Here is a 13,776-nt window from a genome sequence, read left to right on the forward strand (position 1 = left end):
GTATCTCGGGTCGGGGGGTCAGCCGCCGAGGGCGACGTTCGTGGTGGTGACGGGCTCGTCGTAGATGGCGGCGATCTCATCGGCGAAGTCGCTCATGATCACATTGCGCTTGATCGACATCTTGGGCGTGAGATGACCCGACGCCTCGGTCCACTCGCTGTCGAGCACCGTGAACTTGCGGATGGACTCGGCGCGGGACACCCGGGCGTTGGCGGCATCCACAGCCTTCTGGATCTCTGCTCGGACCGCGTCGTTCTTCGAGGCCTCCACGAGCGACATCTCCTTGGGGAGCCCGGCATTGGCGAGCCAGGTCGGCAGCATCTCGGGGTCGAGGGTGATGAGAGCCGAGATGAAGGGACGCTGGTCTCCGACGACGACGACCTGTCCGATGATCGGGTTCGCACGGATCGGGTCTTCGAGGGCGGCGGGAGCGACGTTCTTGCCGCCGGCCGTCACGATGATCTCCTTCTTGCGACCGGTGATGGTGAGGAACCCCTCGGAGTCGAAGCTGCCGATGTCGCCGGTGCGGAACCAGCCGCCGTCACTGAACGCGTCGGCGGTGGCCGCAGGGTTGTTCCAGTACTCCTTGAAGACGTTGACGCCTCGCACCTCGATCTCGCCATCGTCAGCGAGCCGCACGCCCACTCCGGGGAGCGCCGGGCCGACGGTGCCGATCTTCGACTTGTCCGCGAGGTTCACGGTCGCGGGAGCGGTCGTCTCGGTGAGGCCGTAGCCCTCGAGGATCACCACGCCGAGGCTGTGGAAGAAGTGGCCGAGTCGCGCACCGAGGGGCGCCGAACCCGACACGGCGTAGACGACGTTGCCGCCCATCGCTTCGCGCAGCTTGCTGTACACGAGCTTGTTGAACAGAGCGAACTTGAGCCGCGTCCCGAACGGGACGCTCTTTCCCTCTTCGAGCAGCTTCGAGTGCTGGATCGCGACGTCGGCGGCAGCGCGGAAGATCTTGCCCTTGCCACCGGCTTCGGCCTTCTGCTCCGCCGAGTTGTAGACCTTCTCGAACACGCGGGGGACAGCCAGCAGGAAGGTCGGCTTGAACGATCCGAGGGCCGGCAGAAGCTGCCGGGTGTCGGGCTGGTGTCCGGTGCGGACTCCGGCGTGGATGTTGAGGATCGAGATGAACCGGGCGAAGACATGGGCGGTGGTGATGAACAGCAGTGTGGACGCACCGGGGGTCTGCACGACGGCATCCAGCGCCTTGGCGGAGTTGCGGCACAGCTCTACGAAGTTGCTGTGCGTGAGAACGCAGCCCTTCGGGCGACCGGTGGAGCCTGAGGTGTAGATGAGAGTGGCGATGTCGGAGCCGACAGCGATGCTGCGCAGGCGCTCGATCTCGGAGTCAGGCACGGACGCTCCTTGAGCGGTCAGCGAGTCGATCGCCCCGAGGTGCAGCTGCCAGACTTCGCGGAGCAGCGGGAGGTCGCCGCGCACCTCATCGAGGCGTGCGAAGTGCTCGGGCGACTCGAGCACGAGTGCGATGGCGCCGGAGTCCTCGAGGATCCACTGGATCTGCGAGGGCGAGCTGGTCTCGTAGATCGGCACCATGACGGCGCCCGCATAGAACAGGGCGAAGTCGACGAGGGTCCAGTCATAGGTCGTGCGGGCGAGGAAGCCCACCTTCTCACCCGGCTGGATGCCGGCGGCGACGAAGCCCTTGGCCAGTGCGATCACTGCGGTCTCGAAGTCGGCTGCGGTGATGTCGCGCCAGCCCTCGCCTTCGGGCACGGAGAACAGAGGACGATCCGGCGTCGCCTTCACGCGCTTCGCCAGGAGGTCTGAGATGTTCCCCTCGGGATCGGCGGGGACGACGGCGGGGACTTCAAACTGGACCACGGCAGCTCCTTCGGTACCGGTCGGGCACTGGTTGCACACGAGTCTAGAGCATGGGACTCGGTCGCACCGCTAGTGGGACTCAGTCGCCAATCCCGGGTCATCGGGACATGGCGCTGGCGGATGCCGATCGCGGCGCTAGACTTCACCTCGATGTTCTACTGGCTGATGAAGTACGTGGCGATCGGCCCTGTGGTCAAAGCGATATTCCGACCATGGGTGGTCGGGCGCGCGAACATTCCGGCCAACGGTGCCGCGATCCTCGCCAGCAACCACCTGTCGTTCGCCGACTCGATCTTCCTTCCGCTGATGATCGATCGCCCCATGTCGTTCCTCGCGAAGAGCGACTACTTCACCGGACGCGGGCTCAAAGGCTGGGCCACCAAGTTCTTCATGAAGGCCACAGGGCAGATCCCGATCGACCGCTCGGGTGGCAAGGCCTCGGAGGCCTCTCTGAACACCGGTCTGCAGGTGCTCGGCCGCGGGGACCTGCTCGGCATCTATCCCGAAGGAACGCGAAGCCCTGACGGAAGGCTCTATCGAGGTCGCACCGGGATCGCGCGGATGGCCATGGAGGCGAAGGTCCCCGTGGTTCCCGTGATCATGGTCGACACCGACACCGCGATGCCGATCGGGCAGCGTCTGCCGCGAGTGGTGAGGGTCGGGATCGTCATCGGCGAACCCCTGGACTTCTCCCGGTACGCGGGTATGGAGAACGACCGCTACATCCTGCGGTCCGTCACAGACGAGATCATGGTGGCACTCCAGCGACTGGGTGAGCAGCAGTACGACGATGTGTACGCGTCGAGCGTGAAGGACAGGCTTCCCGCCCGCGTCACACAACGCTCCTGAGGCATCCCGACTTCGCAGCGAGCACTAGGCTGGACACCATGCTCCAGCACCACATCGACGCGCTTGATGCGTGGCGTTCGCTCCCGATCAAGCAGCAGCCCCAGTGGCTCGACGCCGAGCGTGTCTCCGAGGTCTCCGCGCAGATCTCGACGCTTCCGCCCCTGGTGTTCGCAGGTGAGGTCGACAACCTCCGCGATCGTCTCGCGCGCGCAGCGTCCGGCAAGGCGTTCCTCCTTCAGGGCGGCGACTGCGCAGAGACGTTCGCGGGCGCCACCGCCGATCAGATCCGCAACCGCATCAAGACCGTCCTGCAGATGGCGGTCGTGCTCACGTATGGCGCGTCGATGCCCATCGTGAAGATGGGCCGCATGGCAGGCCAGTTCGCCAAGCCGCGGTCGAGCGACACCGAGACCCGCGGCGACGTGACGCTTCCCGCATACCGTGGCGACATCGTGAACGGCTACGACTTCACCGAGGCGTCTCGGCGAGCCGATCCGGGTCGTCTGCTTCAGGGCTACCACACCGCTGCGTCGACGCTGAACCTGATCCGCGCGTTCACCCAGGGTGGCTTCGCCGACCTGCGCGAGGTGCACTCGTGGAACAAGGGCTTCGCGCAGAACCCGGCCAACCAGCGCTACGAGCGCATGGCAGCCGAGATCGACCGGGCCATCAAGTTCATGGAGGCGGCCGGAGCCGACTTCGACGAGCTCACCCGCGTCGAGTTCTTCACGGGCCACGAAGGTCTGCTGATGGACTACGAGCGCCCGATGACCCGCATCGACTCGCGCACGGACACCCCCTTCAACACCTCGGCGCACTTCCTGTGGATCGGTGAGCGCACGCGCGAGCTCGACGGCGCGCACGTCGACTACTTCTCCAAGATCCGCAACCCCATCGGCGTCAAGCTCGGTCCGACCACGACGCCGGAGACCGCTCTCGCACTGATCGACAAGCTCGACCCGAACCGCGAACCGGGGCGTCTGACGTTCATCACGCGCATGGGTGCGGGCAAGATCCGCGACGCCCTGCCGCCGCTGCTCGAGGCCGTCCGCGATTCGGGCGCGCAGCCGCTGTGGGTCACCGACCCGATGCACGGCAACGGGATCACGACCCCCACCGGCTACAAGACGCGTCGCTTCGACGATGTGGTCGACGAGGTGCGTGGCTTCTTCGAGGCGCACCGCGCGGTCGGGACGTTCCCCGGCGGAATCCATGTCGAGCTCACCGGCGACGACGTCACCGAGTGCCTCGGAGGATCCGAGCACATCGACGAGGCTGCACTGGCGACCCGCTACGAGAGCCTCTGCGATCCTCGCCTCAACCACATGCAGTCGCTGGAACTGGCGTTCCTCGTGGCGGAAGAGCTCGAGAAGCGCTGACCGACGAGCCTCACAGAGAGACGGCCCCTCCGCACACGGAGAGGGCCGTCTCTCTGTCAGCGGTGAGCACGCACCACAGGGGAGCGGAAGACTGGGGTTCGGACGGGTTTCGCCCTAGAACGCGCTGCTGCGGATCTGCAGGGTGATCTCCGTGCCCTTGGCGCGCTGAGAACCTGCGCCCGGATCCGACCCTGTGACCTCTGTGAAGTCGTTGGGGAACGCGTTCCAGATGCCGTTCCACGTCGGTTCGAAGCCGGCATCGCGGATCGTCCTGGCCGCCTCATCCCGGCTCATTCCCTCGACATCCGGCACCGGGAACAGCTCGGGTCCTTTGGAGACGATCAGCTGGACGGTGTCTCCCGGGCGCCGATTTCCCTCCTCAGCACGGTCGGTGACCCCGATGACGATGTCCTTCGCGACAGAATCGCTGAAGACGAACTGCGAATCGGGGTTGACCTCGACGCCCTTGTCGCGGAGCGTGTTCGTCGCCTGGTCCACGCTCATCCCCGCGACATCCGGGAAGGCGCCGGCCGAGACGTAGAGTTCGACGGTGTCGTCCTCGAGCAGCTCGCAGCCCTCGGCGCACGCGTACACCTCGCCACCTGCGCGAGGCGTCACGAAGGCGTTGATCACCCGACCCGCTTCGGCATCGGAGAAGAGCAGCAGGGGAGTCTCGGTGACGTTGACCTTGATGTCCGCGAGGTAATCGCGGGCCTCCTGCTCGGTCTTGCCGTTGAGGGTCTCCGCCGTGTGCGACGCGGGACCCGAGGAGACGAAGACGGTGACCTCGGTGCCCTTGTCGAGTCGCTCGCCCTCATCGGGGTCCGACCGGATGGTCTCGCCGGCTGGGACATCTATGGAGCTCTCCTCGCCGCGCACGGGCACGAAGCCCTCGGCGGTCAACGCCGAGGCGGCATCGTCGTACGACAGCCCGGCGACTCCGGGGACGGCGACGAGGGACCCTGGGCCGGATCCGAACCACCACCCGACACCGCCGGCCACCGTCGCGAGAAGCAGCACCAGCGTCAGCAGAAACGCGCCACGGGCGCGGCGTCGAGACGAACGACGCCGCAGGAGGGTCGCGTTGTCGACGGCGGCCTGCACCGGGGCGGTGGGGTCGGCGATGACCATCGTGCTCGGCATGACCTTGGTGAGGTCAGCGGAGTCCGCCTGCGAGCGCTGAGAGGCCGTTGCAGCGGCGACCGCGGGAGCGATGCCCAGACCACGCTCGATCTCACGCAGACGCTCCAGCATCTGACCGGCGTCGTCAGGACGCTCGTCCGGCGACTTCTCCGTCGCCCAGAGCACGAGCTCATCGAGCTGCTCGGGCACGCCGGGGTTTCGAACGCTCGGCCGAGGCACCGACTCGGTGGCGTGCTGGAACGCGATCTGCATGGGCTGCTCGCCCTTGTAGGGCTGTTCGCCGACGAGCATCTCGTAGAGCATGATGCCGAGCGCGTAGATGTCGCTCCTGGCGTCTGCCGTGCCGCGGGTGACGAGCTCGGGTGCCAGGTAGGCGATGGTGCCGAGCAGCTGCTGGCCGGTGGCCGTGTTCGCGGTCGTCGCACGGGCGAGACCGAAGTCGCCGATCTTGATGCGGCCGTCTTCAGCCAGCAGCACGTTCTCGGGCTTCACATCGCGGTGGACGATCCCCGCGCGATGCGCTGCCGAGAGTCCGGCGAGGACGGCATCCATGATCGTGATCGTCTGCGGGATCGTGAGCCGCTTCTGCTCGCGCAGCAGCTCGCGCAGCGTGATGCCCGGGAGGTACTCCATCACCAGGTAGGCGAGTTCGCCGTCCTGGCCCTGATCGAACACGTTGACGACATGCGGGTCGGCCAGCCGTGCCGCTGCGCGCGCCTCTTGGATGAACCTGCTCTGGAAGGCGGAGTCGTCGCTGAGATGCGCATGCATGACCTTCAGAGCGATGCGTCGCTCGAGTCGGAGATCGGTGGCGACATAGACAGTGGCCATGCCTCCACGCGCGATCCGGGCCCGCACACGGTATCGACCGTCGACAAGCCGCCCGATGAGGGGGTCGGCCTGCTGATTGGTCGTCACGTCAAGATTCTATGGAGAACTGCCTGAAAGCCCGGGGAGCGGCTCGCCCCTTGCACCTGCGGGTTTGCTCAGAGGGCGGTCAGCCGTGGATGCCGAGCCACTGATATGCCTGGGTCTCCCACTGGCCGTATCGCTCGGGATATGCCGAGATCTGCACGGTCTGCGCGGCATCCGTGAAGCGCAGGGCTTCCCAGCCGGGGATGTCGAGAAGTCCGCGGGAGGCCTGTCCGTTCGGGTCTGCGGAGCCGCCGTAGAACACCCGCGTGCTGCGGTCGGGGTCGACCGCCTGCTCGGGGGTGCCCCAGCCCATGCTGGGGCGCTGCTGGAAGAGGCCGAGCGAGTCGCGGTCGCCCGACGGCAGATTGCGCATGCTCGACTCGACCATCGCAGTGGCGAGGGCGATCGCGATGGCACGGTCGGGCACGCCGAGCTCGCGCCCGACGCGGATGATGGTCGAGGCGTTGCCGGCCTGTTCGGCATCGAGGGTCGCGAACAGCTGCGCCGGTGGCGTGGTGGCGACCGCAGCCGGCGCAGGCGACGGAGCGGCCACCGGCGCGGCGGCGACGGTCAGGCTCTGACCGGGGTAGATGATCGCCCCAGAGCTCAAGCCGTTCAGCGCATAGAGCTGTGCAACGGTCGTGCCGTACCTTTTCGCGATCGCGAACAGCGTGTCGCCTGCCGCAACGGCGTGCGTCTGGCCGCCGGCCGCCACGGGAGCGGGAGCGGGTGCGGTCGTCGTGACCGCGGCCGGAGCGGGCGCCGGAGCGCCGGTGAGCGCGAGCTGCTGGCCGGGATAGATGACGGATGCCCTGGTGAGGCCGTTCGCGGCGAGCACGGCGTCGACGCTCGTGCCGTGCCGCTGCGCGATGCTGAACACGGTGTCGCCGGCAGCGACGGTGTGGGTGGCAGTCGAGCCCGTCTGGGCGGGCGCCGTGGGCGCGGTGGGCGCCGCGGGGGTGGCTCCCGCGGTCAACGACAGGGTCTGCCCGGGGTAGATGACGGAGCGCCAGCCGAGTCCGTTCCAGCCGAGCACGTCGACTGTCCGCAGCCCGAAGCGGTTCGCGATGGAGGAGATCGTGTCACCCGGCTGCACGGTGTACGAGGCGGGCGGCGCTTCGGCCGACGCGATGCGGGTCGGCGCGGACTGGAGGCGTTCGATCGGCGAGGAGACGGCATCCGCAGAGACGGGTGTGGCGGCGATCGCCGCCGACAGGGTGCCCAGCACGGCGGCAGGTACCCCGAGCTGGATATAGCGCGTCCGTCGCGCGACAGCATGCGTTGTCAAGGTGCTCTCCCTTGTTCGACGTCCGCCCACGGTGACACGTATGTATACGGAAGTCAACAGAAGTGACTGATGATGCTGGCGATGCGAATGTGACTCAAGGCCGCGATCCTGCCGGAAATGCGGTCGGCTCTCAGAGGTGAGATAGTTGCAAGGTGTCTGTGTCGTCTGAAAGCAACCCCTCCGAAACCCCGCAGTCCGGGGCCGCGTCCGAGAACGCTGTGAGCACCTCCGGCGTCACTGCCACCGAGTGGCTGACCATGCCGGACCTCGTCGATGTGCTCGATGAGACGCTGGGCCGCGTGCGTCGGCTGATCGACGAGCATTACCTCATCGGATCACGTCGCTCCGGCGTGTTCGCGGTTCCGTCGGTGTTCATCGTCGACGACCACCCGCTGTCTTCGCTGCGCGGCACCATCATCGTCCTGCAGGACGCAGGCTTCACCGATGACGAGGTCATCGACTGGCTTCTCGCTCCCGACGACGAACTGGGTCGCTCGCCGATCGACGCGCTTCTCGCCGGGCACAAGAGCGCCGTCCGCAGGGTCGCCCGAACCCTCGCCTGAACCGAGCGGACGCCACCGCTCGCTGTCGGCCCCCGATCTCAGGCCGATCGCACCGTCGCCGCGCGTGCGAGATCCCGGAGGTCGCCGACAGCCGCATTGTCGAGTCGCGCTCCGGAGAGCGCCCGATCGGCTTCCCGTGCGTAATCCTCGATCATCCGCTCCACACGCTCGAGAGCGCCGGATGCCGTGATGGTCGTCTGCAGGAACGCGACCTGCTCTGCCGTGAGCTCGGGATCGCCGAGCATCTCATCGAACAGGTTGCGGGCCGACGTGTCGAGCGTCTGCCTCGTGAGGGCGACGAGCACCGTGCGCTTGCCCTCGCGCAGGTCGTCGCCCGCCGGCTTGCCTGTGACCGCGGCATCGCCGTAGACGCCGAGCAGGTCGTCGCGAAGCTGAAACGCCATCCCGACCGGATGACCGAACCGGCGGAGGGCCAGGAGCTGGTCGTCGTCGGCATCTGCGATCGCCGCGCCGAGAACCAGCGGCTGCTCGATGCTGTACCGCGCGGACTTGAACGAGACCACCCGCAGGGCGCGCTCGACGTGCGAGTCGGTGGCGTGGACGCTCCAGGCGGACTCCTCGGCGATGTCGAGGAACTGGCCGACGGTGACGTCTCGGCGCATGCGGCCGTACTCTCGTCGAACCGCCGCGGCATGGCGGAGCGGTTCGATCGCGTCCTCGAGAAGGTCGTCGCTCCAGGCCACCAGCAGGTCGCCGAGGAGGATCGCCGACGAGCGACCGAACGCCGCCGGGTCCCCGCGCCACCCTGCGCCGACATGGGCGCTCTCCAGGGCGCGGTGAGCGGCCGGCCGGCCGCGCCGAGTGTCGGAGTTGTCGATCAGGTCGTCGTGCACGAGCGCCGCGGACTGGAAGATCTCCAGAGCTGCGCAGACATCCCAGAGGGCCGCGGACTCCTCGGCGTCGCGATCGCCGAAGCGTGCGACGGCCTGCCAGCCTGCATGGCAGAAACGGGCGCGCAGTCGCTTGCCGCCCACGAGAGTGTCGGCGGCCGAGTCGATCAGACCCTCGGCATCATCGCCGTAGTCGGCGGACTCGCCCCGCATCCGGTCGAGGAACAGCCGCAGGCGTGCGGCGACGGCGTCGGAGACGAAGGAGGGGGTCGGCACGACTCCCAGCATACGTAAAGCCAACGGAGGCCCTTACTGCTAGCCCGCAGCGGCATACCGCGCGTAGAATGGACGGACGAATACCCGAGGGGGACGAAATGCCACTCTCCGAACAGGAGCAGCGTCTGCTCGATGAGATGGAACGCCATCTCCTCCACAACGACGCCGATGTCGTCAGTGCGCCGTCAGGCGATCGAGCTCTCAGCTACCGCAACCTCGTCTACGGAGCTCTTCTGCTCCTCGCCGGGGTAGGCGGACTGATCGTCGGAGTCGTGCTCGGAGACGTCTGGGGCGTCGTGGTCGGCGTCATCGGATTCGCCGCCATGCTCGGGGGCGTCATGATCGCCGTGACCCCCGTTCGCAAGCCCCTCTCTGCAGTACCTCGCGACCGCGCACCCAAGCAGCGCAGTTCGGCATCCTTCATGGATCGCATGAACGATCGATGGGATCGCCGCCAAGACGGCAACTGACCCCACCACTTCCTCGAAGGCCCGGATGCTCTGAGCATCCGGGCCTTCGTCGTGTTCGGGCGCTGAATCCACGGTGAGCTGTGGGGGTGGACGTCGGCGTACCGACCTCGCGCTGGTCCTCCACTGGCGCTCCACCTCCCTCCACTCTGAGAAGCCGCGTGATCTCGCGGTTTTTTTGCGCGCACTGACGCTCTCGCAGCCCCTGGCTGCGGATTGACCGTAGGTTTGTGGAGGAAAGTGGAGTAAAGTGGGGCGCACCTCGAGTTGGCCGGACGGAGAGGGGGTGATGGCTGATGTTGCTGGGAACGCATTCTCCGAAGTTGGACGACAAGGGACGGGTCATCCTTCCCGCGAAGTTCCGCGAAGACCTCGGTGGCGGCATTGTCGTCACCAGAGGGCAGGAACGCTGCCTCTACGTCTTCAGCACGGCCGAGTTCGAGGCGATGCACGAACGGATCCGTCAGGCGCCGCTCGCGAACAAGCAGGCGCGTGACTTCATGCGCCTGTTCCTCTCCGGTGCGAGTGCGGAGATGCCAGACAGCCAGAACCGCATCACCATCCCCGTGCACCTCCGTCAGTACGCGGGCTTGCAGAAGGAACTCATCGTCACCGGAGTCGGCGCCCACGCCGAGATCTGGGATGCCGAGAGCTGGAACAACTACCTCGCAGCCGGCGAGGAGACCTACTCCGATCTCGAGCAGGAGGTGATTCCGGGACTCTTCTGACCACGGCTGTGATGCCCCGCCGCTCCTGCCCCGACACACTTCCCCGGTGCCGGGTCGTGAAGCGGAGGGGGATCAGGGCCCTGGTCACCGACATACAGAGGTCACCCGAGAGAGATCATGAACCTCCGCGACATCCACACCCCCGTTCTGCTCGACCGCTGCGTCGAGCTCCTCGCTCCCGCCCTTCAGGCCGACGGAGCAGTGCTCGTCGATGCCACCCTCGGCATGGGTGGTCACTCCGAGGCGCTGCTCGAGCGGTTCCCCCACATCCGTCTCGTCGGACTCGACCGTGACACCGACGCCCTGCGCATCGCGGGGGAGCGGCTCGCCCGCTTCAAGGACCGGATCACACTCGTGCACACCGTCTACGACGAGATCGGGCTGCACGCCCAGGGCGCGGCCGGCATCCTCTTCGATCTCGGCGTCTCGTCTCTGCAGCTCGACGAGGCGGAGCGCGGCTTCGCGTACTCCAAGGACGCCCCGCTCGACATGCGCATGGATCAGACGAAGGGCGTCACGGCCGCCGAGGTCATCGCGACCTACAACGAAGGCAACCTGCGTCGCATCTTCGAGCGCTACGGCGAGGAGAAGCTCGCCGGTCGGTACGCGCGGTTCATCATCGCCGCACGCGAGAAGCAGCCGATCACCCGATCCGGTGAACTCGTCGAGATCCTCCAAGCGGCCACGCCCGCGGCGGCTCAGCGTGCCGGGCACCCTGCCAAGCGCGTCTTCCAGGCCCTGCGCATCGAGGTGAACGCCGAGCTCAACGTACTGGCGGACGCGATCCCGTCTGCCATGGACGCTCTCGCCGTCGGCGGGCGCATCGTGGTCATGTCGTACCAGTCTCTCGAGGATCGACTCGTGAAGCAGGCCTTCGCCGCCGGCGCCGCCTCCACAGCACCCCGGGGTCTGCCCGTCGAACTGCCGGAGCATGCGCCCCGCTTCCGCATCATCACCAAGGGAGCGGAGCTCGCCGACGACGACGAGCGCGCGCGCAACCCCCGCGCGATTCCAGTCAGACTGCGTGCCGCAGAGAAAGTGCGGGAGAGCTCATGAGCCTGAACGTCGCAGTACGGAAGCCCAGCGCACTGCCCGGAGCCCCCGAGCGCGCTCCTCGCCGACGCCTCGAGCCGGTGACCGACACCCCGGTCCGCCGCAAGCCGAAGCTCGCCTACGCGCTCGCGGCACTGGCCGGGGCCATGATCATCGGAGCCGTGCAGATCGGACTCTCACTGGCGATCACGCAGGACTCGTTCGTGCTGGCAGGTCTGTCGGCGCAGCAGCACGAGCTGGACCTGCACGCCAGCGCCCTGCAGGAGAACCTCACCGGGATGAGCTCGCCTCAGTCGCTCGCCACCAGCGCCGCATCCCTCGGCATGGTCGTGGCAGGGGCTCCGTCCTACCTTCGACTGAGCGACGGCGCCGTGTTCGGTCAGGGAACCGGTGCGACAGGCTCATCGACGATCGATCCGAACGGCGCGGGCGCAGTGAGCAACTCCCTGCTGAACGACGTGCCGGTCAACGCCTCGACGGCAGACGACGCCGTCCCAGAAGGGACGACGGGTCACCCCACGCAGGAGCTTCCGCCCGCGATCACCGATGGGCTTCCGAGCCCGAGCACCCGCTAGTCGAATCCGCCCACCACCGAGACCTGACGGAGAGAGTCCATGACGACACGAGCAACCCGCACGCCGCGGCGACGCACGGTCGTCGCGCTCGCGGTGATCCTGGCGATCCTGGCCGCGTTCGTCGTGCGTCTCGTCGACATCCAGGTGGTCAAGGCCGACGAGCACGTCGCCCAGTCGCTCGAGTTCATCGCCCACCGCACCTCCATACCAGGCGAGCGGGGATCAGTGGTCGACAGCGACGGATCGGTGCTCGCCGAGAGCGTCCTGGTCTACGACGCGCAGCTCAGCCCTCAGGTCATCCGGCTGCTGGAGGAGGACGACAAGAACCCTCCGAAGCTGCCGTGGGCCGAGGCGTCGACCCGCATCGCCGAGATCATGGGCCTGGACGCAGACGAGCTGCGGGCAGAGGTCGCGGCGAAGCTCGCGGAGGACCCCGACTCGCAGTACCTGCCGCTGGTCAAGGGCCTCAGCACCGAGAAGTACATCGAACTGCGGGAACTCAAGGTGTCGTCGTACCTCGTCATGAAGCCGCGCGAGGTCAGGGTCTACCCGAACGGAGCGGTCGCAGGAAACCTCCTCGGGTACCTCGACGGCACCGGTACCGCGCAGGCCGGCGTCGAGAAGATGGACGAGAAGTGCCTCGCTCCCACAGACGGCGAGGAGTCGTACCGCACCGGCAAGAACAACGTCGTCATCCCCGGCAGCGAGAGCAGGGTGGATGCCGTCGACGGCGGCACCGTGCAGCTGACGATCAACAGCGATCTGCAGTGGTACATGCAGCAGATGATCGCCGAGGAGGCGCAGGCCCAGGGCGCCAAGGGCGGCACGGTCACCGTGGTCGAGGTCGGCACCGGAAAGATCCGCGCGGCCGCAGAATGGCCGACCATGGACCCCAACGATCTCGACGCCTCGTCGCCGGAGACCTGGACCAGCAAGCTCTTCACCTACCCGTTCGAGCCGGGGTCGACCTTCAAGGCGGTGACCGCTGCAGCCGTCATGGAGAACGCCGGCGTGACCATGACGAGTCCGACCGTCTCGGCGTCCTCGCACGAGAAGTTCGAGAACGGCGCCGTGATCAACGACGCGTTCGTCCACCCCACCTTCCAGTACACCCTCGCCGGCGCGCTCATCGACTCCTCGAACGTCGCGCTGTCGAAGTTCGGCACGATGGTGAGCCCGGACGTCCGGCACGACTATCTCGAGCGTTTCGGAGTGGGAGAGACCACGGTCGGTTTCCCCAGCGAGACGTCCGGTGAGATCCACCCCACGAGCGAGTGGGACAACCAGTCGCTGTACACGACCACCTTCGGTCAGTACTTCACGGTGACCGCTCCCCAGCTCGCCGGCGCCTACCAGGCGATCGCCAACGGCGGCCAGAAGATCGGCCTCTCACTGGTCGAGTCCTGCACGGCACCCGACGGCACGGTGGTCACCCCCCAGGCGCCCGAGCCGGAGCAGATCGTCAAGCCCGAGACCGCCGCCGACCTGACGCGGATGCTCGAGAACGTCGCCGTCCAGGGCGGCAACGCCGACCGGATCCAGGTCCCCGGCTACCGCGTGACGAGCAAGACCGGTACCGCACAGATCCCCGACGGCAAGGGCGGATACAAGTCCGGCGTGTACTACACGAGCATGGTGGGCTTCGCTCCGGTCGACGATCCGCAGTACGTTGTGGTGGTGACTCTCGATGAGCCGACTAGAGTTACATCGTCTGCTGCTACCGCCTCGGCCTTCCAGAAGGCGATGACCCAGACCATGAAGACCTACCGCGTGATGCCGTCCTCCAGCCCGATGGACGCACTGCTTCCGAAGTTCGAATAGACGGCGCCCTGCCGCGC

The 13,776-nt window shown here is 67.2% G+C and carries 12 protein-coding genes; 8 read left to right on the forward strand and 4 right to left on the reverse strand.

What is annotated here, in order from left to right; genetic code table 11:
• Positions 1 to 18 precede the first annotated feature (18 nt).
• Entirely contained in the window at positions 19 to 1,851 is a 1,833-nt protein-coding gene (locus OPU70_RS00255) for an AMP-dependent synthetase/ligase (RefSeq protein WP_498556929.1), read from the reverse strand.
• A 150-nt stretch (positions 1,852 to 2,001) separates the two neighbouring features.
• Between OPU70_RS00255 and OPU70_RS00260 the strand changes: the two genes are divergently transcribed.
• On the forward strand, positions 2,002 to 2,700 hold the full coding sequence (locus tag OPU70_RS00260) for a lysophospholipid acyltransferase family protein (protein WP_042538590.1): 699 nt from the start codon (positions 2,002 to 2,004) through the stop codon (positions 2,698 to 2,700).
• Positions 2,701 to 2,738: 38 nt separating this feature from the next.
• Entirely contained in the window at positions 2,739 to 4,079 is a 1,341-nt protein-coding gene (locus tag OPU70_RS00265; protein ID WP_042538465.1) for a class II 3-deoxy-7-phosphoheptulonate synthase, read from the forward strand.
• Positions 4,080 to 4,193: 114 nt separating this feature from the next.
• Here the strand turns inward: OPU70_RS00265 and pknB are convergent, their stop codons facing one another.
• Both pknB and OPU70_RS00275 read right to left on the reverse strand, forming a co-directional pair.
• On the reverse strand, positions 4,194 to 6,140 hold the full coding sequence (gene pknB, locus OPU70_RS00270; protein WP_042538463.1) for a Stk1 family PASTA domain-containing Ser/Thr kinase: 1,947 nt from the start codon (positions 6,138 to 6,140) through the stop codon (positions 4,194 to 4,196).
• Between the two features lie 79 nt (positions 6,141 to 6,219).
• On the reverse strand, positions 6,220 to 7,425 hold the full coding sequence (locus tag OPU70_RS00275; protein ID WP_498556930.1) for a LysM peptidoglycan-binding domain-containing protein: 1,206 nt from the start codon (positions 7,423 to 7,425) through the stop codon (positions 6,220 to 6,222).
• A 218-nt stretch (positions 7,426 to 7,643) separates the two neighbouring features.
• Between OPU70_RS00275 and OPU70_RS00280 the strand changes: the two genes are divergently transcribed.
• Complete coding sequence (locus OPU70_RS00280) at positions 7,644 to 7,988, forward strand: Rv2175c family DNA-binding protein (RefSeq protein WP_327037350.1); 345 nt, start codon at positions 7,644 to 7,646, stop codon at positions 7,986 to 7,988.
• A 38-nt stretch (positions 7,989 to 8,026) separates the two neighbouring features.
• Here the strand turns inward: OPU70_RS00280 and OPU70_RS00285 are convergent, their stop codons facing one another.
• Positions 8,027 to 9,052 (reverse strand): polyprenyl synthetase family protein, encoded by a 1,026-nt coding sequence (locus OPU70_RS00285; RefSeq protein WP_498557224.1) that lies wholly within the window; start codon positions 9,050 to 9,052, stop codon positions 8,027 to 8,029.
• Between the two features lie 161 nt (positions 9,053 to 9,213).
• On the opposite strand from OPU70_RS00285, the gene OPU70_RS00290 reads away from it, so the two are divergent.
• The 5 genes from OPU70_RS00290 (at position 9,214) to OPU70_RS00310 (ending at position 13,759) form a co-directional block, all read left to right on the forward strand.
• Entirely contained in the window at positions 9,214 to 9,585 is a 372-nt protein-coding gene (locus OPU70_RS00290) for a DUF3040 domain-containing protein (RefSeq protein WP_498556931.1), read from the forward strand.
• A 293-nt stretch (positions 9,586 to 9,878) separates the two neighbouring features.
• A complete protein-coding gene (gene mraZ / locus OPU70_RS00295) occupies positions 9,879 to 10,310 on the forward strand; it encodes a division/cell wall cluster transcriptional repressor MraZ (protein WP_042538455.1) in 432 nt (143 codons plus the stop codon).
• Positions 10,311 to 10,427: 117 nt separating this feature from the next.
• Positions 10,428 to 11,366 carry a 16S rRNA (cytosine(1402)-N(4))-methyltransferase RsmH gene (gene rsmH / locus OPU70_RS00300; protein ID WP_042538452.1) on the forward strand — a complete coding sequence of 313 codons (939 nt, stop codon included), beginning with the start codon at positions 10,428 to 10,430 and terminating at the stop codon, positions 11,364 to 11,366.
• A complete protein-coding gene (ftsL, locus tag OPU70_RS00305) occupies positions 11,363 to 11,938 on the forward strand; it encodes a cell division protein FtsL (protein WP_498556932.1) in 576 nt (191 codons plus the stop codon). Before rsmH ends, ftsL begins: the two co-directional genes overlap by 4 nt.
• Before the next feature lie 39 nt (positions 11,939 to 11,977).
• The gene (locus OPU70_RS00310; protein ID WP_042538448.1) at positions 11,978 to 13,759 is read left to right on the forward strand and encodes a peptidoglycan D,D-transpeptidase FtsI family protein; all 1,782 of its coding nucleotides are present in this window, start codon (positions 11,978 to 11,980) and stop codon (positions 13,757 to 13,759) included.
• The last annotated feature ends 17 nt before the right edge of the window (positions 13,760 to 13,776 follow it).

This window comes from Microbacterium sp. SWDP-B6, from assembly GCF_059803615.1.

Coding starts and splice junctions, on each gene's coding strand:
- ftsL (WP_498556932.1), top strand. CDS start 11,363: ATGAGCCTGAACGTCGCAGTACGGAAGCCCAGCGCACTGCCCGGAGCC.
- OPU70_RS00290 (WP_498556931.1), top strand. CDS start 9,214: ATGCCACTCTCCGAACAGGAGCAGCGTCTGCTCGATGAGATGGAACGC.
- OPU70_RS00310 (WP_042538448.1), top strand. CDS start 11,978: ATGACGACACGAGCAACCCGCACGCCGCGGCGACGCACGGTCGTCGCG.
- mraZ (WP_042538455.1), top strand. CDS start 9,879: ATGTTGCTGGGAACGCATTCTCCGAAGTTGGACGACAAGGGACGGGTC.
- OPU70_RS00265 (WP_042538465.1), top strand. CDS start 2,739: ATGCTCCAGCACCACATCGACGCGCTTGATGCGTGGCGTTCGCTCCCG.
- OPU70_RS00260 (WP_042538590.1), top strand. CDS start 2,002: ATGTTCTACTGGCTGATGAAGTACGTGGCGATCGGCCCTGTGGTCAAA.
- rsmH (WP_042538452.1), top strand. CDS start 10,428: ATGAACCTCCGCGACATCCACACCCCCGTTCTGCTCGACCGCTGCGTC.
- OPU70_RS00285 (WP_498557224.1), bottom strand. CDS start 9,052: ATGCGGGGCGAGTCCGCCGACTACGGCGATGATGCCGAGGGTCTGATC.